Raw genomic sequence first — 22837 nt, 5'->3', positions numbered from 1 at the left:
ATCAGACGCCTACTCCTGCATCCAGCCAAGCCCGTCTGTCGTAGCAGCGGCGGGCTTGTATTCACCGCTGATCCAGCCGTCATACCCATCACTGTCCAGCCGGGCAAAGAACGCTGGATAGTCCACATTTCCTTTATCGGGCTCACTGCGTTCGGGCGGTTGGGCGACCTGCACATGTGCCACAAGATCGGCCATGTCGGCCCATGTCCCCATCACATCGCCGGTGATATTAGCCGCATGGAACGCATCGAATTGAAGCCGCAGATTGGGCGCCCCGACCGTGGTGATTATATCGCGTGCAAGGTCAAAATCGTTCAGAAAATACCCGGCCATCGCCTGCGGGCTGATTGGTTCGATTGTCAGGCTTTGGTTGGGGGCCTCGGCAGCGGCCCAGCGCAGATTGCTAATAAAACACGCCTTGGCCGCCGCGCCCTCTGCCACACCCGCCATGATATGCAGATGACCCGCGCGCAGCGTGCGCGCATAACGCAGGGCGCGGCGGAAATCGCGGCGAAACCGCTCGCGTAATTCGGGGACTGCGGCCCAGCCCGGCTTGCCGCCTGTGTAATTCGGCGGGGGGCAGTTGATCAGCGCCATGGTCAGGTCATATCGCACCAGCTCATTCACGATATCCTGCACGTTGCCCTCGTAAGGAAACAGCACCTCGACTGCGTCGAAACCGGCGTCACGTGCTGCGGCGAAACGTTCGATAAAGGGCAGTTCGGTAAATAGCCAACTCAAATTGGCACAGTAACGCGGCATTAAAATATCCTCTTACCGCAATCAGTTACATTTTTTCGCAAAGCTGCCAAGTCAGCGAAAGGTCATAAGATATTATCGCAACAATGAACGGTTGAGCCCCCCATTTATTCCAGTTCCCGCGATGGAATGATCGGGAAAAACATGCCGCCAGAGCGCAGACCGAACCAGCTATCGCCGTCATGTTGCGCATGCTCGCCCAGTTCGACCAGCCGGTAGAACGACTTGCGGTCGATCAGCGCTTCCAGGTTTGCGCGGATCAGGATGTAGGGCGAAGGCTCGCCCGTTTCGGGCTCGCGCGCGACCCGGATCGGGTGGTCTGGCCCTGCGATAACACGGTCGCCCACATGGGTTTCAAATTCCAACCCTTCCGAAACCGGGTTGAAATCGACCGCCACAAAGGGTGCGTCATCAACAGTGATCCCCACCTTTTCAACCGGGGTCACAAGGAAATAATCATCCCCGTCCTTGCGCAGAATCGTTGAAAACAGTCGGACCAATTCAGGTCGCCCTATAGGTGTGTCCATGTAGAACCACGTTCCGTCACGCGCGATCCGCATGTCCAGGTCACCGCAAAACGGTGGATTCCACAGGTGAACGGGCGGTAATCCGCCTTTTTTCGCGGCCCGCGCGCTTGCCGCGAGGCTTTCTGCCGACGGTGTCACGATCTTTTGTCCGGTCATTGTTTTTGCCATTGGGGTCATACAGGATATCTGTTGTTATAGAGGCATATAGTTCAGCAGGAGACTTGTCATGGTCAACGACGCCGATCTCGTCACAGAGATTGAGACTTTGGGCGAAAAACTGGGTCAGGCCCGCAATAGTATCTCGGCCCGGTTCATTGGCCAGCAGCGCGTCGTCGATTTGACCCTGTCCGCCCTGATCTGCGGTGGCCATGCGGTGCTAATCGGCTTGCCCGGTCTGGGAAAAACCCGTTTGGTCGATACGCTGTCCACCGTAATGGGATTAAACGGCAACCGCATTCAATTCACCCCCGATCTGATGCCTGCCGATATTCTGGGGTCCGAAGTTCTTGAAACTAACGATAGTGGTGCCAGATCGTTCCGTTTCATCCAAGGCCCGATCTTTTGCCAGTTGCTGATGGCCGATGAAATCAACCGCGCCTCGCCCCGGACCCAATCTGCGCTGTTGCAGGCGATGCAGGAAAAAGAGGTCACGATTGCCGGCCAACATCACCCGCTGGGAGTACCGTTCCACGTGCTGGCGACCCAAAACCCGATCGAACAAGAAGGCACCTATCCGCTGCCAGAGGCGCAGTTGGACCGTTTCCTTGTCCAGATTGACGTGCCTTACCCCGACCGTGAGACGGAGAAAGACATCCTGATCGCCACAACAGGTGTCGAGGATGCGCAATCACAGGCCGTCTTTACCGCGCAAGAGCTGTTGGCCGCACAAACACTGCTCCGCCGGATGCCCGTGGGTGAAAACATCGTGGAAATGATCCTTGATCTGGTCCGCGCTTGCCGCCCTGACGAAAACGCGCCGGATATCATTCGTCAGAATGTCAGCTGGGGTCCCGGCCCCCGTGCGGCGCAGGCGTTGATGCTGACGGCCCGCGCGCAGGCGCTGCTGGATGGGCGGCTTGCGCCCTCTGCCGAAGATGTGCGTGCGATGGCCGTGCCGGTGCTGGAACATCGTATGGCGCTGTCCTTTGCCGCCCGTGCACGGGGTGAAAGCATCCATAATGTGATTAACACTGTCGCTGCCCAGATCACCCATGTTGAGGCGGCCGCGTGACAGAGGCGCTCGCCCTTCGTTCTCAAGCCGAAACGCTCGCCGCCCCGCTCCCGGCGCTTCTTGCCGATGCAGAGCATCTGGCGGCGGCAGTCCTGCTGGGCGACCACGGGCGCAGGCGGGCAGGCGTGGGCGATACGTTCTGGCAATACCGCCCAGCCCAGCAACATGATGAGGCGCGCAGCATCGACTGGCGCCGGTCGGGCCGGTCTGACAGCAATTTCGTGCAGGACAAAGAATGGCAGATCGCCCAGTCGATCATCCTTTGGGTCGATCAGGCGGCGTCGATGGGGTTTCACTCTGACGACAACCTGCCCAGCAAGGCACAGCGCGCCCGCACCCTTGGTCTGGCGGCGGCTATTCTGCTGATCCGTGGCGGCGAACGGGTGGGCCTGACCGGGCTACGCCTGCCCCCCCGGCGCGGCGAAGCCCAGCTGATGCAGATGGCCCAGCTTTTGACAGAACAAGACGGCACCGACTACGGCGCGCCAGAGGTGCAGGGCATGCTGCCCCATTCACGCGCGTTGTTCGTCAGTGATTTCCTTGGCGATATCGCCCCTGTCGAAGAGGCGCTATTGCGTGCGGCGGACCGAGGCGTGCGCGGCGCGCTATTGCAGGTGCTCGACCCGCAGGAAGAGGCATTTCCCTTTGACGGGCGCACGATTTTCGAAAGCATGTCAGGTAAGCTGCGGCATGAAACGCTGAAAGCGGGCGATCTGAAATCGCGCTATCTGGAACGGCTCGCCGCGCGCAAGGACAGGCTGGCCCATCTGGCCCGCACCACCGGCTGGCAGTTCAGCACGCATCACACTGGCGAAAGCGCGGCTGGCGCGTTGCTTTGGCTTTATGGCGCGATGGAGCGGCACGCATAATGTGGACACTCGGCCCTATCGGATTTGCTGCCCCCTGGCTTTTGCTTGGTTTGCTCGCCTTGCCGATCCTGTGGATTTTGCTGCGGGCCGTGCCGCCTGCGCCGATCCGCCGCCGGTTTCCCGGTGTGGCCTTGCTGCTGGGTCTGACCGACGACGAAAACCAGACTGACCGTACCCCGTGGTGGCTGCTGCTTTTGCGGATGCTGGCTGTGGCCGCGCTGATCGTCGGCTTTGCCGGTCCGGTCCTAAACCCGCAAAACGCGCGAGATGGTGCCGGCAATCTGGTGATCGTGATGGATGGCACTTGGGCGGGCGCGCAAAGCTGGCAGGCGCGGATTGACCGGGTTGATACATTGTTGTCCGAAGCGGCGGCGAACAACCGACGCGTCGCTGTCACGACGCTGACCGATCTGCACCCGAACGAAATCCCGTTCGCCTCGGCCTTGGAGTGGCAGAACCGTCTTCCCAACCTCAAGCCCGAACCATGGCAGCCGGTTGATGCCGACCTGTGGGTAGCGCAGTCGGATGAACAGTTCGAAACCTATTGGATTTCGGACGGCATTGATTTCGCGGGGCGCGAGGACTTGCTGGCAGAGCTTGAAACACGCGGTAAGGTTACGGTTTTCCAAACGCCCCGGCAATCCGTCGGGCTGCGACCGGCCCGGTTCGAAGACGGGCAGGTCATGGTCTCGGCCACGCGCACCCCGGTGGGTAGCCAGTTCGTCACGACGGTGGCGGCCATCGGCCTTGATCCCGCAGGCGTTGAACGGCAGCTTGCAACTGTTCCGCTCGCCTTTGCCGCAGGCGAAGCCGTTGCCGAAACCGCCATGGTCTTGCCGCCGGAATTGCGCAACCGGATCACCCGGTTCGAACTCAGCGGCACCCGTTCTGCCGGGGCGGTCAGCCTGACCGATGATGCCCTGAAACGGCGCGAAGTTGCCCTGATCGCAGGCCGCGATGCCCGTGAAGAACTGGAACTGCTTTCGCCGCTTTACTACCTGCGCGAAGCGTTAGAGCCGACCGCAGATATCATCGACGGCGCATTGGAAGACATCCTGCTGGCCAACCCCGATGTGATTGTGCTCGCCGATGTGGCGATCCTGACCGATATTGAACAAGGTGGCTTGGAAGACTGGGTTGAAAACGGCGGGATGCTTTTGCGCTTTGCCGGACCACGGCTGGCCGCGTCCGATCTGGGGCGCAACAGCGAAGACCCCTTGCTGCCGGTGCGTCTACGCTCTGGCGGGCGCAGTGTCGGCGGCGCGATGAGCTGGGGAGAACCCAAAACACTCGCTCCTTTCGACGAAGACAGCCCATTTTTCGGCCTGCCGGTGCCAAACGATGTGTCCATCAGCAGCCAAGTCATGGCGCAACCCGATCCGACACTGGCCGACCGCGTGATCGCGCAGCTGGCAGACGGCACACCCTTGGTCACGCGCAAGGCGGCAGGTGAAGGTCAGGTCGTCCTCGTGCATGTGACCGCCAACGCGGAATGGTCCACCCTGCCACTGTCTGGATTGTTCGTGCAGATGCTGGAACGGCTTGCCGTTTCGACCCGCCCGATCACACCGGATGCGGCTGAGCTGGAAGGCACCACATGGCTGCCCAACCGGGTGCTGGATGCTTATGGGCGCTTGGATGATGGCAGCGCACTGCCCGGCGTCGCGGGTGAGGTTCTGGCCGAAGGCATCCCCGGCCCCGACCTGTTACCCGGCCTTTATTCCGGTGCGGACCGCCAGTTGGCCATCAACGTGATCGGAAAGGATACGATGCTGAACGTCGCCCAATGGCCCGCAAGGATCGCCGTCGAAGGTATGAACATCGCCCGTGAAACCGCGCTGAAAGGCTGGCTGCTGGCCGCCGCTATTGCGTTGCTGCTGGTTGATGTCATTGCGTCGCTCGCCGTGGGTGGCCGGTTGCGCGGCCCACGGGCCGATGTTGCTGCGGCCTTCTTTCTGCTGATGCTCGCCGCGCCCGATGCGCAAGCGCAGGATAGTGACGATTTCGCGTTGCGTGCCACATCCGATGTCGTGCTCGCCCATGTGCTGACAGGCGATCCGCAAATGGACGAGGTTGCCGAGGCCGGATTGCGCGGCCTGTCGGAAACGCTGTTCCGCCGCACCTCGATTGAGCCAACGGCACCACTGGGTGTCGATCTGGAAGCGGATGAACTGGCGTTCTTTCCGTTCCTTTATTGGCCCATCACTGCCGACCAACCGCTGCCCTCGCGCGCAGCATATGGTAAGCTGAACCGCTATCTGCGCTCTGGCGGGATGATCATGTTCGACACCCGCGATGCGGATACGGCCCGCTTTGGGTCCGGCTCACCCGAAGGGCGCAAGTTACAGGCGATTGCGCGATCGCTTGACGTTCCCGCGTTGGAGCCGATCCCATCGGACCATGTGCTGACGCGCACATTCTACCTGTTGCAGGATTTTCCGGGGCGCTACGCCAGCCGCGATGTCTGGGTCGAAGCCGCGCCACCAGACGCCACGCAAGCCGAAGGGATGCCTTTTCGTAACCTCAATGATGGCGTGACACCTGTGATTATCGGCGGCAATGATTGGGCGCGCGCTTGGGCCGTGGATGGCAGCGGGCGGCGTATGTTCCCCGTGGGCCGGGGCATGGCAGGCGAGCGGCAGCGCGAAATTGCACTGCGTTTCGGGGTGAATGTGATCATGCATGTGCTGACCGGCAACTATAAATCCGATCAGGTGCATGTGCCTGACCTTCTTGACAGGCTTGGCCAATGACCGGAACGCTGATCCTTGACCCGCTTATCCCGCTCATGGCCTTTTATCTGGTCGCCGGGCTGGCAGTGTTTGCACTGGCGCTGGCGATCTGGCGGCGGCTGCCCGGCTGGTGGCTGCGCGGCGTGGCAGGCTTTTTGCTATTAGGCGCGCTTGCCAACCCTGCCATCCAGCAAGAAGACCGCGCGCCGCTCAGCGATATTGTCATGCTGCTGGTCGATGAAAGCGCCAGCCAGCGCATCAGCACACGACCCGACCAGAACGCAGCGGCCATCGCGAATATAGAAGCCGAGATCGCCCGCCAGCCCAATACAGAACTGCGCATCGTGACGCTGTCTGACGGCGAAGGCGACACTGGCACCGCGCTGATGACCGCCCTGTCAGAGGCACTTGCCGAAGAACCCCGCGCGCGTGTCGCCGGTGTCATATTGCTGACCGACGGGCGGCTGCACGATCTTGAACGCGCCCCGCGCCTGCCTGCCCCGCTGCATACGCTGCTAACCGGCGAACCCGATGATTGGGACCGGCGATTGGTGATTTCGAACGCGCCCGCCTTTGCGATCCTTGGCGAAACGGTCAGCCTGACCGTCCGGGTGGAAGATCAAGGCGCTGCGCCAGGCACCGAAAGCGTGGATCTGTCGATCTCTATTGATGGTGCACCTGCGATGGCATTCTCTGTCCCTATCGGCCAAAATATAGACCTGCCGCTGGAATTGCCCCATGGCGGCATGAACGTGCTGCAATTCGCGATCCCAGAGGCCGAAGGCGAGCTGACCAACCGCAACAACAACGCCGTGGTGCAGATCAACGGGGTGCGCGACCGGCTGCGGGTGCTGCTTGTTTCTGGCGAACCGCATCCGGGTGAACGCACATGGCGGAACCTGCTGAAATCAGATGCCTCTGTCGATCTGGTGCATTTCACCATTCTGCGCCCACCCGAAAAGCAGGATGGGGTGCCGGTCAACGAACTGTCGCTGATCGCCTTCCCCACGCGTGAGCTGTTTCTGGAAAAGATCAATGATTTCGACCTGATCATCTTTGACCGCTACCGGCGGCGCGGCATCCTGCCTAGCGATTACATCGACAATATCCGCCAATATGTGGAACAGGGCGGGGCTGTTTTGATCTCTTCCGGGCCGGAATACGGGTCCGCCGAAAGCATCTATCGGTCGCCGCTTGGCAACATCCTGCCCGGCGCGCCAACCGCGCGGGTATTCGAAGAAGGCTTCACGCCGCAGATCACCGATCTGGGCCAGCGGCACCCGGTGACCGAAGGGCTGGCAAGCTTTGCCCCCGATGGCGACGGTAACGGTCCCGGCTGGGGGCGCTGGTTTCGCCTGATTGATGTGCTGGTCCCCGAAGAGGCGACCACCGTTATGTCAGGCCTTGATAACCGCCCGCTGCTGATCCTGAACCGGGTGGGCGAAGGCCGTGTGGCCTTGATGGCATCGGACCAAAGCTGGCTGTGGGATCGTGGCTATGAAGGCGGCGGCCCGCAACTGGAATTGCTGCGCCGTCTGGCCCACTGGATGATGAAAGAACCCGAGCTTGAAGAAGAGGCCCTTTGGGCGGAACCGACAGGTCAAACCATGCGGATCGTGCGGCGGACGCTGGACATGGAAACCGGTGATGTGACCGTGACCCATCCCGATGGCACAGAGACAACACTGTCACTGGAAGAAGTCTCGCCCGGTCGGTTTGAAACCTTGTGGGAGGCCCCCGAAATCGGGTTGTATCGGCTGGATGACGGGGAAGAAACCAGCGTGATCGCGCTCGGCCCCGCAGCACCGCGTGAATTCGAACAGACCATCGCGTCGGGCGCGGCGTTATCGCCCTTGGTGGACGGCAGCGGAGGCGGGATCAAACAGGTATCCGACGGGGATATCAACATCCGCAGCGTCCGCGCAGGCCGCCCCGCCACGGGCCGGGGGTGGATCGGGATCACACCGCGCGGGGCCTATCAGACGGCAGATATCAGCATCATGCCGCTGCTGCCCGCATGGGCCTGGCTGCTGCTGGCATCGCTGTTTGTCGTTGGCGCATGGCTGCGAGAAGGGCGGCGCTAGGCAGCCCCCTATCCCAGCTTGGCGTGCACCTCGTCCAAGTCGATTTCCCCGATGGGCATCTTGTTGGCCGGGTTTTCGAAATCATATTTGAAGATCCGGAAATCCCTTTTGTAGATTTCATAAACCAGATGCATCGACAGATCGTCGAAGTAATCGGCGACCGGGTGGGCGCGCTTGGGTCCATGCCCTTCGCTTTCGTTGAAACGCGGGATTTCGGCCAGATCAATCGGATGCGGCGTTTCAATCGCGTCTAAGACATCCTGCATCCCGTCGTTGAATTTCTCGGTCCAGAAAATATTGTCATAGCGCCCGCCGTTCACGATGAAGGTGCTGATATGGCCGGACATGGCTGACCAGTGGATGTCAGGCTCCATCGGGCGACGCCAGCGAATCGTGTCACGGGCGAACAACAGAAAGCGGCGAAAGCTTTGGATCTGGTCGAATTCGAACCCGGTTTCGGGGTCGCCGACCTCAATCCCATATTTCTGGATTAGCAAGGGAACAAGGTTGCCCCGGTAGCGTTTGCCATTACGCTGAATGCCACAAATCTTGTCAAAAAAAGACGACAGGATGCGCGTGTAAGGGTTGCGGACACAGGTGAAGGCATAGCTTTTATGCGACTTCACATTGTTGGTGATCAGCTCTTTGCTGGGGTCCATCGCCCATTTGTGGATGCCCGCCTTGGCATCGTGAATATCGCCGTCAAAAAACGTGCCGTGATCGGAATAATACATGATCTGACCGATGGTCGAGCAGGCGCATTTCGGGACCACGCGGTACACCACGCTTTCGCTTTCTGTCATCCAAGTGCCGGGAAAACTCATCTATTCACTTTCTTCTGCCTGTCTGCAGCTGAACAATCATATTAACCGCGCAACAGAGCAAAGAAACCCTGTTTATTCAACGGCTCTTCACGTTATGACGTGTAAACAACTGACGACACAGGACCCGAAGACACATTTCATGGCCAGAATCGCCTTTATTCTTCTCTGTCACAAGAACCCTGAGGCCATCGTGCAGCAGGCGCAACAGCTGACGGCCGCAGGCGATTACATCGCGATCCATTTTGATGCCTCTGCGCCTGCAGCGCATTTTGCGACCATTCGCACGGCCCTGGCCGACAATCCCAATGTTGTTTTTGCCAAACGCCGGGTCCGCTGTGGCTGGGGGGCATGGAGCCTTGTGCAGGCAACGATCAACACCGTGGAAGCAGCGGTCGATGCCTTCCCCCGCGCCAGCCATTTCTACATGGTGTCGGGCGATTGCATGCCGATCAAATCGGCGGGCTACGCACATCACTTCCTTGATCAACATGATTGCGACTTCATCGAAAGCTTCGACTTTTTCGAAAGCGACTGGATCAAGACAGGCTTCAAGGAAGAGCGGCTGATCTACCGCCATTTCTTCAACGAACGCACGCAGTCGCGGCGTTTTTACGGCAGTTTCCAGCTGCAACGCAAACTTGGGCTGACCCGCAAAGTGCCCGCCGACATGCAAATCATGATAGGCAGCCAGTGGTGGTGCCTGCGTCGTCGCACCATCGAAATGATGCTCGAATTCATCCGCACGCGCCGCGACGTGATGCGTTTTTTCCGCACGACCTGGATACCGGATGAGACATTTTTTCAGACGCTGACCCGTCATCTGGTGCCGGGGCGCGAGATTGAAAGCCGCACGCTGACTTTCCTGATGTTCTCTGATTACGGCATGCCGGTGACATTCTACAATGACCACCACAGTCTGCTTCTGGGTCAGGACGGTTTGTTCGCGCGCAAGATCAGCGCCGAAGCGCATGACCTCAAAGCACAGCTTGGTGATCTCTACGCCAGCGAACGTATGGACTTCACGATCTCGAACGAAGGGCGCAACCTGTTCAAATTCCTGACCGGCCGCGGGCGGATCGGACGCCGTTTTGCGCCGCGCTTTTGGGAAAACGACACCTCGCTGGGCCGCCATCGCGAGTTATTGATTATTGCCTGCAAGAAATGGCATGTCGCCAAACGCCTGATTGAGGCGATCCAGCACCACACTAATATCCCGGCTGTAGAATATCTTTTCAACGAAGAGGATACGCTACTGCCCGATTTAGGCGGCATCGAAACCACGCAACAAAAGCGTGGCCGCCACCGCCGGGCCATGCTGCGGTTGCTGTTTGATCACTACGAAAGCGACCGGCTGGTGATCTGCCTTGATACCTCTAGTCTTGATCTGATGTATGATTTCCACGCAGACCGGGCGACGGTCCGGCTTCTGGATATCGAATGCCGCTTTGACGATGACTACCTTATCGGCCATGCGCGACGTGTAGGTCTGGCGGGGGAACAGACCAACGACGCCACCTTGTCGCGGCTACTGCCAACAATCCGCCACGATATGATCTATGAACGTGATGCGATCCGCGACGCCGGGTTTACACATACCAGCATGATGCGTGAAACCGCCGGGACTGACGAAAACGCCGCAGCACTTGCCGCGTTTCTCAGCGTGAATGCGGATGTCGCCCGCACATTGGCCGAAACCCCCCATCTTTTTGTCGATTGAGGAACCAGATGCAGTTTGAATACGACGACCAGAACATCTTTGCCAAGATCCTGCGCGGCGAGATCCCCAATAACACCGTCTATGAAAACGACCACGCGCTGGCCTTCCATGACATCCAGCCACAGGCCCCGGTGCATGTGCTGGTGATCCCCAAGGGGGCCTATGTCAGCCTTGATCACTTTGCCCGCGACGCATCCGCCGCCGAACAGGCGGGCTTTATGCAGGCGGTGGCCGAGGTTTGCCGGATCACAGATGTCAGCGACGGCTTCCGCGCCATCTGCAACACCCGCAGCCACGGCGTGCAGGATGTGCCGCATTATCACATGCACATTATCGGTGGAAAGCAGCTGGGGCGGATGCTGCAGGCGTAGATGGGTTCCGGTGGATGTGGCTCATTGAACTTCAGCACTGATACAGGGCGCCAAGGTCCGAGGTCATCAAAAAGCCAAATGTCCGATTTGAGCCCTGAGTGACCGATACTACGAATTGCGCAAAGGTCTGCTGATAGTATTGGAGAATGATTACACAAAACCTCTGGAATAAGATGCCAACTTTCACACGCATCAACGATGACTGGAATGCGCCACACCTCTCCGTTATGCATGATGGTGAGACTCTCTTGGACGTTATGAAACCAAATCCGTATCTTCATTGTGGGATGTGAGGTGTCTAACATTCACTATATTGTTCTTTGGCAGAACTATAACATAAATTCACGTAATTGACCACGTAGCCTAACTGCTATTTCGATATACACGTGACCGACGTCGATCAATTTCGCCTCGCTGTGAGCAGCAGGCAATAAACGGAAAGAGCCTAATTGATTATTCAACCATCAAAAATCACCAATTTCGACGGGCGCTGCCGTATCGCGGCAATGGTTGAGCTTGAGACGCCTGGCCGTGTTTTTACAGCGACTGGCACCGCTCAACAAGAACTTTGGATTGACTGGCCAGCCGACTATTTCGTCCCTGACAAACCAGACGGTGGACCATTTGCGTTAATTTGCTTGTCAGTAGCAATGTCGTTGAAAGAACGTCTGGTTATAGGCGATCCAATTTGCCAGTCTTTACTAATCAATATTCTTGAGGCGATGGAAATTTATAAGACTGACTTCCCTGATATATGCGACGTGATACAGTTAGAGACAGTGACCTATCATCGGCCGAAGTCCGAGACGCAAAGAGTAGGTTCATTTTATTCAGGTGGCGTCGACTCTCTTTATAACATCGCTGAACATAAGCGCCTTCAAAAACAATACGGGATTTTGAGCGTCACGGATCTTTGGTTGATCCAAGGCATGGACATTAAATTGTCGGACGATGCTCTATGGCATCAAACAAAGTCGTTACTTTCAGATCCTGAGGCATGGTCTGAGGGCATGTGCTACGTCGATATTCGTACTAACGCTCGGGATATTCACGATAAGTTTGCTCCATGGGAGCAACTCGGTTTTGGCCCGATCCTGGGCGGCATTGCGAAATGTTTTTCGCCGATTGTTGGCACTGCGCTGATCGGGTCGTATGCCAAGTATACTGACATTATCCCCCATGCCAGTTCCCCCCTTGTAGACCCGATGTGGTCTTGTGGTCGCCAAACGGTACGACATTTTTCTTGCCGGGCTAGCCGCATTGAAAAGATTGAGACGATTGCTGGCTATGCACCTGAGTTGCTGCAGAACTTACGGGTCTGCTATTTGAATCCCGAAGGTGCATATAACTGCGGGAGATGCGAGAAGTGCCTGCGTACTCAGATGCAGCTAATGTTGTGCAATTGCTTAGATGAATGCAAAATGTTCGATCAGCCACTCACTCCGCAGAGCCTACAAAAGCTGCAACTGCCATGGCAGAAGAAGAACCATTATACGTGGGATTTCTGGCGAGACATTCAACGCGCTTGCCAACTGGCCGGACACGATGATTTCGATAGAATACTTTCTAAGCAGTTGCGGCGGAACAAATTCAGCAGGCTCAGAAAGAGGATTAAGGCAGCAGTACGCAGTCTCAGAAAGAGTACTAAGGCGGCAGTTCGCAGTGCATTGAGGCGGGCTCGATAGTGTCGGTCGCCCGAAGTTTAGCATTCTGTTGCTTTGGGCCGTTCGCTACGATTTCGGTCGGTGCAGTGAATGACTGGAAAGTCCGCATTGCCGAACAATAATCGAATTTTTCTGGCTATTCGGCCCTAAGTACCAATGCAGAGAGTGGTACGCCCCGTCCGATGAAACGACCAGCAATCGCATTACGTGCTGGTCGCGTCTGAAAGCCCCGAGACAAGCGAGAATGTCAGCTTTGGCTCGACGTCAGCGACAGGAACACATCCTCCAGATCAGCCTCGCGTGTTTTTACATCGCGGATGCTGATCCCTGCCTCGCGCACCAGTGACAGAATCGCATCGGCCGGCGTGTCGCTGCTGCGATAGGTAAAGGTCAGCGTACCGTCGGCCAGCTTTTGCCCGGTGATCGCTTCGGGCAGCGTGGGCAGCTCTGCCGCCTGTTCGGGCGTGATCACCAGCGTCTTGCTGTCGAGCCGCCCCAGAAGGTTGGCTGTGCTGTCGCGGATAATCACCTCACCATGGTTGATGATCGCGATATCGTCGCACATCTGTTCCGCCTCTTCGAGGTAGTGTGTCGTCAGGATGATCGTCATCCCTTCATCATTCAGCTTGCGCACATTCTGCCAGAGCATGTTGCGCAACTCGATATCGACGCCTGCCGTGGGCTCATCCAGCACAAGGATCTGCGGGGAATGCACCAGCGCCTTACCCAGCAGCATCCGGCGGCGCATCCCGCCGGAAAGTGACCGCGCATAGGCGTCTGCCTTGTCGGTCAGCCCGATCAGGTCAAGGATTTCCGCCGTCCGCCGCTGCGCCTTTGGCACCCCATAAAGACCTGCCTGCACGTCAAGCGATTGCGCCGGGGTAAAGAACGGATCCAGATGCGGTTCTTGCGGCATGACGCCGATTGCGGCGCGGGACTGGCGCGGGTTTTCATCCTGATCGAAGCCCCAGATCTTGACGCTGCCTGCGGATTTGACCACCAGACCGGCCAAAATATTAATCAGCGTCGATTTCCCCGCCCCGTTCGGCCCCAGCAGGCCAAAGATCGACCCGCGCGGGATCGCCAGATCGACGCCTTTCAACGCATCTTTGGCCGGGCTTTTGCCTGTGGCGGCATAGGTCTTTTTCAGGCCTGCGATTTCAATGGCGTTGTCGGACATGATGCTCTTTTCCCTTTGCCACGGCTGCGGTATGTAGGACCGATCTAAGGCGGGCGACGCCCCGCGGCAAGCAGACAGGATGGTGCATGACAACTCCCGCCCCGGAAACCCGTATCGTTGATGAGTGGCGCGTGGCCTGTGACGGTGGCGAGGCGGCCCTTGGCCATCCGCGCGTCTGGCTGCAAATTCCGCGCGACATCGGCTTTGTCGAATGTCCCTATTGTGACGCCAAACTGATCCACAAGGCGTTCGAAGGCAAAGTCTGATCTGGCAGCCCCCGCCGGATCATGGCAGAACCTTGGGTGAACACACACAAGGGAGACCCGCCATGACCAGCACATTCGGCAAAGGCTGTCATCTGCACCTGATCGACGGGTCCGCCTTTATTTTTCGGGCCTATCACGCGCTGCCACCCCTGACACGGAAATCTGACGGATTGCCGGTGGGTGCCGTCAGCGGCTTTGTGAACATGTTGCAGCGCTATGTCGAAGGGAATTCCGGCCCCGATGCGGCGACGCATGTTGCCGTGATCTTTGATAAGGGCAGCCATACGTTTCGCAACGACATGTATGACCAATACAAGGCCAACCGCGAGGCCATGCCAGAGGATCTGCGCCCGCAAATCCCGCTGACGCGCACAGCCACCAAGGCGTTCAACATCGCATGCGAAGAAGTCGAAGGGTTCGAGGCGGATGATATCATCGCCACCCTGTCCCATCAGGCGCGCGATGCGGGGGGCCGTGTGACCATCGTGTCGTCAGACAAAGATCTGATGCAGCTTGTCGGTGACGGTGTTGAAATGCTCGACCCGATGAAAAACAAGCGCATTGACCGCGACGGGGTGATGGAAAAGTTCGGCGTGCCGCCGGAGCGCGTTGTTGATGTGCAAGCCTTGGCTGGTGACAGTGTTGATAATGTTCCCGGCGCGCCGGGGATCGGGATCAAGACAGCCGCCCTGCTGATAAACGAATTTGGTGATCTGGAAAGCCTGCTGGACCGCGCCGCGGAAATCAAACAACCCAAGCGCCGCCAGACCCTGATCGATAAGCGCGATCAGATTGAGCTGTCCAAAAAGCTGGTGCAATTGGATTGCGAAATGACACTTGGCTTCACCCTTGATGATCTTGAGGTGAAAGAACCGGATACCGACACGTTGTTGGGTTTTCTAGCGGAAATGGAATTCCGCACCGTGACGAAGCGGATCGCAGACAAGCTGGGCGCAGAAGCCCCGGTGATCGAGGCAGCAAGCGCCCCCGCCGCGACCGCAGCCGCGCCTGAGGTCGCAGGTTTCGACCCGGATGCCTATGAATGCGTCCGCGATGAGGCCGCGCTTCAGGTCTGGATTGATCGCATTCTAGAGCGTGGCTATGTGGCGGTGGACACCGAAACCACCGCCCTGAACGAAATGACGGCAGAACTTGTGGGCATTTCGCTTTCGGTCGAAGCCGGTCAGGCCTGCTATATCCCGTTGGCGCACAAGGCGGCTGCGTCGGATGATCTGTTTGGGTCAGATGATGCCGCCGAAGGGCAGATGGATTTCAACCGCTGCCTTGAAATGCTGACCCCTGTGCTGCAAAGCGATGCGATCCTCAAGATCGGGCAGAATATGAAGTATGATGCCAAGATTTTTGCCCGGCTGGGGATCACCGTCGCCCCGATCGACGACACGATGCTGATGTCCTACGCGATGCATGCGGGCGTGCATAATCACGGCATGGATGTTCTGTCGGAACGCTATCTGGGGCATACCCCAATTCCGATCAAACCACTGCTGGGGACCGGCAAATCCGCGATCACCTTTGACCGTGTGCCAATTGACGACGCCGTGAAATACGCAGCCGAAGATGCGGATATCACCCTGCGGCTTTGGCAGCAGTTCAAACCGCAGCTGCATCAAAAACGGGTCACCACAGTATACGAAACGCTGGAACGCCCGCTGGTCCCCGTGCTTGCCCAGATGGAGATGTCAGGGATCAAGGTTGACCGCGACACGCTTAGCCGGATGTCCAACGCCTTTGCCCAGAAAATGGCGGGACTGGAAGACGAAATTCAGGAAATGGCTGGACGCAAGTTTAACGTGGGATCGCCCAAGCAATTGGGCGAGGTCATGTTCGACGAAATGAGCCTGACCCTGCCCGATGGCAAGATGCCGTCCAAAGGCAAAACCGGTGCCTATTCCACCGGTGCTGATGTGCTGGAAGATCTCGCTACGCTTCACGATCTGCCGCGCCGCATTCTGGATTGGCGGCAGCTGAGCAAGCTGAAATCGACCTACACGGATGCGTTGCAGGAACATATCAATGCCGAAACGGGGCGGGTGCACACGTCTTATTCCATCGCCGGGGCGAACACCGGGCGGCTTGCCTCCACCGATCCGAACTTGCAGAATATTCCCGTGCGCAGCGAAGAAGGCCGCCGCATCCGCGAGGCGTTTATCGCAGAGCCGGGCAAGGTGATTGTCAGCCTCGACTATTCACAGATTGAGCTGCGCATCCTGGCCCATATCGCAGAGATTGACGCGCTCAAGCAGGCCTTTACCGACGGTCTGGACATCCACGCCATGACCGCGTCCGAGATGTTCGACGTGCCATTGGACGAAATGACACCCGACATTCGGCGGCAGGCCAAAGCGATCAACTTTGGCGTCATTTACGGCATTTCAGGCTTTGGCCTTGCGCGAAACCTGCGTATTCCGCGCTCTGAAGCGCAGGGATTCATCGACCGCTATTTTGAGCGTTTCCCCGGGATCCGCAAATATATGGACGACACCGTCGCCTTTGCGAAAGAGACAGGTTACGTGCAAACGCTGTTCGGTCGCAGGATCAACACGCCGGAAATCAACGCAAAGGGCCCGCATGCAGGGTTCGCCAAACGCGCCGCGATCAATGCGCCGATCCAAGGGACAGCGGCTGATGTGATCCGCCGCGCAATGATCCGCATGCCCGAGGCTATCGCCGACATCCCTGCAAAGATGCTTTTGCAGGTGCATGATGAATTGATTTTCGAGGTTGAGGAAAGCGCCGCAGATGCGCTTACTGATGCTGCGCGTGCGGTGATGGAAAACGCCAGTGACCCGGCTGTGAAGCTTGACGTCAAACTTGCTGTTGACGCAGGCCGGGGGGCGAATTGGGCGCAAGCCCACTGATCCCTGCGAGCCGGCTGGCGATGAGGTCAGCACCAGAGAAAACAAAAGGGCTGCCGCGTCTGAACAACACGGCAGCCCTTTCTCCACAACGGAATTTTAGTGCCCACGACAGCGGGCTTATAGCGTTTGACGAAATACCTGACACATGACCTTTCTGCTAACGCGCCCAAATCTATGAATTCAGGCAACGTTAACAGATTCAGGCTTTTCGCATAACGCTTTAGTTGACCGATTTCGCCTCGACCAAATTCGCTTGGCGTGCACCATTTGAATTGATCGCAATCCGGCGGGGTTTCAGCGCCTCGGGCACTTCACGCACCAAGTCGATATGCAGCATGCCGTTTTCATGGCTGGCACCGGTCACCTGCACATGGTCAGCCAGATGGAAACGACGCTCGAACGCGCGGGTGGCGATGCCACGATGCAGGAACTTGCGCTCTTGATCGTCTTCCGCCTTTCGCGCCGTCACGTGCAGCGCGCGGTCCTTCACCTCGATAGCGAGATCATCATCGCCAAAACCTGCAACGGCAATCGAAATGCGCCAAGCGTCATCGTCGGTCTTTTCGATATTATAGGGGGGGTATGTATTCTGGCCAACATCGCTGGCCAAAGCGCGATCCATCAGATCAGCAACTTGGTCAAAGCCAACGGTGGCACGATACAGGGGGGTCAGGTCAAAACTACGCATTTCAGGTCATCCTTCATCAAGCGATAACAGTGTTTCCGCCCTCCCATCAGGGACGAGCGTTGTGAAATCAGGACCCAATCTGGCGTCCCGATACACTTTATCTGGGAAAGACGATTTGCAGTTTCAAGACCCTAATTCGGACTGACGAATTTGGCGCCTGTGTCATTACGCTCTGCCGTGCCCATCAGCCGCTGGGTGCCACCGGGGCGCGACGGGCCAAGCGTCGCGAACCGCGTCAGCAAGGCGTTCAACGGCCCGGCCAGTGAAGTGCCCAAGGATACTTTGCGCCCGCCAACCTGCGCCATGGCCGACACAACAGAGGCAATGCGCGTTTCGCCATCCCGGATCATGAACACCGGCGACCCGCTAGAGCCATATTCCACGTCGCATGTCATCACGATCACGCCGGTCTGCCGCCCCATCACGCTGCACACTTGCTGTAGGCTTGGCGCATCTTCACGCCCACGCCCGTAAGACACGACACCGACCTGATCACCGGTCAGCGGGCGATCAGCGATCAGATAAGGTCGAATCCGGGACATCCGGATCGGGCGGTCCAGTTCCAGCACTGCGATATCGACGGCCACGTCGCTGGGGTTACTGGCATCGCCGTTATGGGTGTAGTCGGGATGGGCAACCGCGCGGTTGATCATGCGCGTGGCCTGTGCCCGCCCGTCACGCAGCCCGGCGCGAAATTCGAAACGATCCGCGCCAATCAGACTGCCATCAGAATCAAAAAGACAATGTGCGGCGGTCAGGATCAGCCGGTCCCGGATCAGTGACGCGGTACAAAATCCTTTGCCCCGTATATCCAGTCGCCCGACTGCCTCCCACCCGCGGCTTTCTTGCCGGGTCTGGAGCGTGACGAGCCCTGTTTCTTCCTGCGCAATCGCGCCGCTGTGCCCCAGCGCCAGCAGCGCTGCTATCAGACGATACCGCATCATTTGTCCTAGTGTTTGACCCAAGATGGGGGACAGTTGGGGCAGGAATATGGCGTCAGCGCAGCATAGGAACCTGGGGGTGGCGCTTTCCTGCCTGCGTCAACGCAGGCGGCTGTGGTCCGCCTGTCGCCCAGTCCAACAGTTCGACCGTATGCACCACCGGAACATCCGTTCCACCGCCGATCTGCATCATGCAGCCGATATTGCCCGCCGCGATAATATCCGGCGTCAGAGCTTCCAGTGTTTGCAGTTTGCGCGCCTTCAATTGCCCCGAAATCTCTGGCTGCATCAGGTTATAGGTGCCCGCCGATCCACAGCACAGGTGGCTGTCAGCGGGTTCCAGCACCGTAAACCCGGCGCGCTGCAATAGCTCTTTGGGATAGGTCTTGATCTGCTGCCCATGCTGCAAAGAGCAGGCGGCATGGTAGGCAACCCGCAGCGCGCCCTCCCCTATCTTTGTCGGCTGAGTTGGCGATATCGCAGCATCCGTTCCGGCGATGGCTGTCTTTGCGACATTGCGCTGCAAGTGCGGTGCATCTGCGGGCAGCAGCTCCATCAGCACTTCGCTAACATCTTTCGCGATGGCCGACACCTGTGCTGCCTCTGCGGCGAGCGGGTCATTGCGGAACATATGCCCGTAATCCTTGACCGTTGTCCCGCAGCCAGAGGTGTTGATCACGATGGCATCCAGCCCCAGATCCATCTCGGCCACCCAAGCCCGGATATTCTGCGCAGCCGCCGCGTGGCTTTCGCGTTCCTTACCCATGTGATGGGTCAAGGCACCGCAACAACCAGCACCTTCGGCCACCACAACCTCTGCCCCCAGCCGTGTCAGCAGGCGGATCGTCGCATCATTGATATCCGTGTTCAGCGCCCGCTGGGCACAGCCGGTCATCAGGGCGACACGCATCTTTTTACCTGCGGCAGGAAAGGTCTGCGGATCATCATTGCGGCTGACCGGTGGGATATGTTTCGGGGCCATGTCCAACATTGCGCGCAAGCGGGCATCCGGCACAAACCGCGCAAAAGGGCGCGCGATCTTGGCCCCCAAGAGCGCCACACGAAACCGCATCGGATAAGGCAGGATGCGCGCCAGTAACCAACGCAGTGCGCGGTCTGACCACGGGCGGTCATAATGTTCCTCAATATAGGCGCGGGCATGATCAACCAGATGCATGTAATGCACCCCGGACGGGCAGGTTGTCATGCAGGCCAGGCAAGACAGGCAGCGGTCAATGTGCTTGACCGTTTTCTCATCCGGCACCCGCTCATTTTCCAACATGTCCTTGATCAGATAAATCCGGCCGCGCGGGCTATCCAACTCGTCGCCCAATACCTGATAAGTCGGGCAAGTCGCGGTGCAAAAGCCGCAATGCACACAGGCGCGCAGAATATCGTTAGCCCGCGCCGTGCCGGGGTCCTGCAATTGGTCAGGCGTGAAAGTGGTCTGCATCAGGTCATCATCCCAAGGTTCAATATACCGCGCGGATCAAACTTCGCGCGCAGGCCTGCGCTGATGGCCGCCAGTGGTGCAGGTTCGGGTTGAAAGCTTGGTGTATCGACTGCGCCCCGGATCAACGTGGCATGGCCGTCAAACGCACCCAAAAGTGCCCGCAGGTCAGCCCCTCCCGGCATCAATACCCAGATCAACCCGCCGCCCCAGTCATACTGCACGGCATCCGCGCCGATGCGCGCAACCAGCGCGGCCGCCTCAGAGGGCTTGGTCGAAATCCGCCAGACATCCCCTGCCTGCCTCGCGAATGCGGTCACATCGCGGATCGCGGCCCAATCAGTGTCCGCCTCCACCGCAGTACCAAAGCGTGCCAATGCCTTGCCCAGCGCCGCAGCCCGATAGGCAACCGAGCTGGCAAACCCTTCCAGACGAAATCGTGTTTTGCCCGCCTGCGGATCATGGGCCACCCCACTCACCTCGTATGGTGATCCCAACGCCGCCGACATCGCCTGAATTGCGGTGGTGTCATCTAGCCCATCTAAAACCAAACTCGTCGCCGCCTCCACATCCGGCAGCACTTTCAACGCCACTTCGGTCAGCACGCCCAGCGTGCCGTAAGACCCCGCCATCAGTTTAACCAGATCATAGCCGGTCACATTCTTCATCACGCGACCGCCGTTCTTGATAATACGCCCTGCCCCATCGACAAAGCGCACACCCAGCGCAAAATCACGCGCCGCGCCGACGGCAATCCGACGGGGGCCCGACACATTCGCGGCGATGACGCCACCAATCGTCGGTTCACCGACGGTCCCCAGCAACGGGCGGTGATCCATCGGCTCAAACGCCAGCCGCTGGTTTTCGGCAGCCAAGGCCGCCGTGATCTCGGCCACTGGCGTTCCGGCCTGCGCCACAAGCGTCAGCGCACCGGGCTCATAAAGCGTGATACCCGACATCCCGCCGGTCGACAGCGGCGCAGCCTCCACCCGGCCAATCGGGCGCGTGCCGCCGCCCATGATCCGCAACGGGCCATCACTGCCAGCAATGATCTCTGCCAGTTCCTGTTCACTTTTCGGGGTCATCGCATCTTCTTTTGGCCAAAAATATCCTGGGGTGAGGGCGCAGCCCGAGGGGCAAAGCCCCTATGCGGCACGACGATCCCCCGAACTGCCGAGGGGAAACACCTTGGCCGGGTTCAGCAGCCATTGCGGATCGAATACATCTTTCACCGCCATCTGTGCTTCCAAATCGGCGGGATCATATTGCACATGCATCAGATCCCGTTTTTCGATGCCCACGCCATGTTCGCCAGTCAGGCAACCGCCAACCTCGACACATAGCTTCAATATCTCGGCGCCAAACCTTTCGCATAGTTCCAGATCGCCGGGCTTGTTGGCATCAAACAGGATTAGCGGATGCATATTGCCGTCGCCTGCGTGGAACACATTGCCGACCTTCAGGCCAAACTGGTCCGACATCTCTCCGATGCGTTTCAGAACAAAAGGCAATGCGGTCACAGGGATCGTGCCATCCAGACACATGTAATCATTGATCTGCCCCATGGCACCAAAGGCCGACTTACGGCCCAGCCAAATACGGCCCGCCTCATCGGCATCTTTTGCCTCGCGCAGCTCAACCGGATTGTGACGGCCCGCGATCTCCATAATCCGCGCCAATTGGTCGTCGATCTCTTGCGGCGATCCTTCGACTTCGACAATCAGCAACGCTTCACACATCGGATAGCCCGCCTTGGCAAAAGCTTCCGTCGCCTCAATGCAAGGGCGGTCCATGAACTCGATGGCCACCGGCAGAATGCCAGCCTTGATGATATCGCTGACGACCTGACCGGCTGTTTCATTATTATCATAGCCCATCAGCACCGGGCGGGCGCCTTCGGGTTTATGCAGGATGCGCAGGGTCGCTTCGGTCACAACACCCAGCTGCCCTTCGGACCCACAGATCAGCCCCAGCAGATCAAGCCCGCCCGCATCCAGATGCGCGCCACCGATTTCGACCACCGTGCCATCCATCATCACCATGGTGACACCCATCAGATTATTGGTCGTCACCCCGTATTTCAGGCAATGCGCCCCGCCGGAATTCATCGCGATATTGCCTGCAATGGCGCAGGCCAACTGACTGGACGGATCGGGAGCATAAAAGAACCCATTCGGTTCCACGGCACCTGTGACGGACAGGTTGGTGCGGCCTGTCTGCACGCGAATATAGCGATCGTCGTAATTTGTCTCAATCACCCCGTTCATCCGCGCCACGCCCAGAATAACGCAATCGGCCGTCGGCAGCGCCCCCCCTGCGAGCGATGTGCCCGATCCGCGCGGGACGACCGGCACGCCCATCTCATGGCATATCTTTAGCACAGCGGACACTTCAGCCGTGCTCACCGGTAACACGGCACAAAGCGGCGGACATTTATAAGCGGTCAGCGCGTCGCATTCATAAGCGCGCGCCTCAACAATGTCAGAGATTACAGAGGTCGCAGGCAACACCGCCCGCAGCCGGGCGACGATCTGATCCTTACGCGACAGAATGCTGGCATTCGGGGCTGGCATATCCATTGATCGGCTCCTTTGGTAAAAAACTATTACCAATTTCAAGATATAGCAAGTCCGTTCCACCCGCGATAGACAAGAG

At 58.5% G+C, this 22837-nt stretch carries 18 protein-coding genes; 9 read left to right on the top strand and 9 right to left on the bottom strand.

Annotated elements, in window-relative coordinates; translation table 11 throughout:
- Positions 1-9: 9 nt before the first annotated feature.
- Both ACJ5NV_RS03610 and ACJ5NV_RS03605 read right to left on the bottom strand, forming a co-directional pair.
- A complete protein-coding gene (locus ACJ5NV_RS03610) occupies positions 10-741 on the bottom strand; it encodes a hydroxypyruvate isomerase family protein (protein WP_411642254.1) in 732 nt (243 codons plus the stop codon).
- A 125-nt stretch (positions 742-866) separates the two neighbouring features.
- The gene (locus ACJ5NV_RS03605) at positions 867-1442 is read right to left on the bottom strand and encodes a DUF1285 domain-containing protein (protein ID WP_411642253.1); all 576 of its coding nucleotides are present in this window, start codon (positions 1440-1442) and stop codon (positions 867-869) included.
- Between the two features lie 70 nt (positions 1443-1512).
- Here ACJ5NV_RS03605 and ACJ5NV_RS03600 point away from each other — a divergent pair, with 70 nt between their 5' ends.
- The 4 genes from ACJ5NV_RS03600 to ACJ5NV_RS03585 are packed head-to-tail and all read left to right on the top strand — an operon-like array spanning position 1513 to position 8202.
- Positions 1513-2517, top strand: coding sequence for an AAA family ATPase (locus ACJ5NV_RS03600; protein WP_411642252.1), 1005 nt, complete (start codon positions 1513-1515; stop codon positions 2515-2517).
- Entirely contained in the window at positions 2514-3386 is an 873-nt protein-coding gene (locus ACJ5NV_RS03595) for a DUF58 domain-containing protein (protein ID WP_411642251.1), read from the top strand. The genes ACJ5NV_RS03600 and ACJ5NV_RS03595 overlap by 4 nt, the downstream gene beginning before the upstream one ends.
- On the top strand, positions 3386-6139 hold the full coding sequence (locus ACJ5NV_RS03590) for a DUF4159 domain-containing protein (RefSeq protein WP_411642250.1): 2754 nt from the start codon (positions 3386-3388) through the stop codon (positions 6137-6139). The genes ACJ5NV_RS03595 and ACJ5NV_RS03590 overlap by 1 nt, the downstream gene beginning before the upstream one ends.
- The gene (locus ACJ5NV_RS03585; RefSeq protein ID WP_411642249.1) at positions 6136-8202 is read left to right on the top strand and encodes a hypothetical protein; all 2067 of its coding nucleotides are present in this window, start codon (positions 6136-6138) and stop codon (positions 8200-8202) included. Before ACJ5NV_RS03590 ends, ACJ5NV_RS03585 begins: the two co-directional genes overlap by 4 nt.
- Before the next feature lie 8 nt (positions 8203-8210).
- Here the strand turns inward: ACJ5NV_RS03585 and ACJ5NV_RS03580 are convergent, their stop codons facing one another.
- The gene (locus tag ACJ5NV_RS03580) at positions 8211-9026 is read right to left on the bottom strand and encodes a sulfotransferase family protein (protein WP_411642248.1); all 816 of its coding nucleotides are present in this window, start codon (positions 9024-9026) and stop codon (positions 8211-8213) included.
- Positions 9027-9165: 139 nt separating this feature from the next.
- On the opposite strand from ACJ5NV_RS03580, the gene ACJ5NV_RS03575 reads away from it, so the two are divergent.
- The 3 genes from ACJ5NV_RS03575 to ACJ5NV_RS03565 all read left to right on the top strand — a co-directional run bounded on the left by ACJ5NV_RS03575 (position 9166) and on the right by ACJ5NV_RS03565 (position 12799).
- Positions 9166-10743, top strand: a complete 1578-nt coding sequence (locus tag ACJ5NV_RS03575; RefSeq protein ID WP_411642247.1) for a DUF5928 domain-containing protein — start codon at positions 9166-9168, stop codon at positions 10741-10743.
- An 8-nt stretch (positions 10744-10751) separates the two neighbouring features.
- Positions 10752-11114 carry an HIT domain-containing protein gene (locus ACJ5NV_RS03570; protein ID WP_411642246.1) on the top strand — a complete coding sequence of 121 codons (363 nt, stop codon included), beginning with the start codon at positions 10752-10754 and terminating at the stop codon, positions 11112-11114.
- Positions 11115-11563: 449 nt separating this feature from the next.
- Positions 11564-12799: a hypothetical protein gene (locus ACJ5NV_RS03565; protein WP_411642245.1), complete on the top strand. Its 1236-nt coding sequence runs from the start codon at positions 11564-11566 to the stop codon at positions 12797-12799.
- 226 nt (positions 12800-13025) lie between these two features.
- On the opposite strand, the gene ACJ5NV_RS03560 is transcribed toward ACJ5NV_RS03565, so the two are convergent.
- The gene (locus tag ACJ5NV_RS03560) at positions 13026-13958 is read right to left on the bottom strand and encodes an ABC transporter ATP-binding protein (RefSeq protein ID WP_411642244.1); all 933 of its coding nucleotides are present in this window, start codon (positions 13956-13958) and stop codon (positions 13026-13028) included.
- A gap of 86 nt (positions 13959-14044) precedes the next feature.
- On the opposite strand from ACJ5NV_RS03560, the gene ACJ5NV_RS03555 reads away from it, so the two are divergent.
- A complete protein-coding gene (locus ACJ5NV_RS03555) occupies positions 14045-14224 on the top strand; it encodes a zinc-finger domain-containing protein (RefSeq protein WP_411642243.1) in 180 nt (59 codons plus the stop codon).
- 62 nt (positions 14225-14286) lie between these two features.
- Complete coding sequence (polA, locus tag ACJ5NV_RS03550) at positions 14287-17103, top strand: DNA polymerase I (protein ID WP_411642242.1); 2817 nt, start codon at positions 14287-14289, stop codon at positions 17101-17103.
- 220 nt (positions 17104-17323) lie between these two features.
- On the opposite strand, the gene ACJ5NV_RS03545 is transcribed toward polA, so the two are convergent.
- From ACJ5NV_RS03545 to ACJ5NV_RS03525, 5 genes are all read right to left on the bottom strand, one after another.
- Positions 17324-17791, bottom strand: a complete 468-nt coding sequence (locus tag ACJ5NV_RS03545) for an Hsp20 family protein (protein WP_411642241.1) — start codon at positions 17789-17791, stop codon at positions 17324-17326.
- A gap of 131 nt (positions 17792-17922) precedes the next feature.
- Entirely contained in the window at positions 17923-18732 is an 810-nt protein-coding gene (locus ACJ5NV_RS03540; protein ID WP_411642240.1) for a trypsin-like serine peptidase, read from the bottom strand.
- A gap of 55 nt (positions 18733-18787) precedes the next feature.
- Entirely contained in the window at positions 18788-20185 is a 1398-nt protein-coding gene (gene glcF, locus ACJ5NV_RS03535; protein ID WP_411642239.1) for a glycolate oxidase subunit GlcF, read from the bottom strand.
- Positions 20185-21267, bottom strand: a complete 1083-nt coding sequence (locus ACJ5NV_RS03530) for an FAD-binding protein (protein ID WP_411642238.1) — start codon at positions 21265-21267, stop codon at positions 20185-20187. The genes glcF and ACJ5NV_RS03530 overlap by 1 nt, the downstream gene beginning before the upstream one ends.
- 60 nt (positions 21268-21327) lie before the next feature.
- Positions 21328-22761 (bottom strand): FAD-linked oxidase C-terminal domain-containing protein, encoded by a 1434-nt coding sequence (locus ACJ5NV_RS03525; protein WP_411642237.1) that lies wholly within the window; start codon positions 22759-22761, stop codon positions 21328-21330.
- Between the last annotated feature and the right edge of the window lie 76 nt (positions 22762-22837).

Origin of the sequence: Loktanella agnita, from assembly GCF_046640325.1 — a bacterium.
Taxonomy (GTDB): domain Bacteria; phylum Pseudomonadota; class Alphaproteobacteria; order Rhodobacterales; family Rhodobacteraceae; genus Yoonia; species Yoonia agnita.
This window is presented reverse-complemented; position numbering and strand designations above follow the sequence as displayed.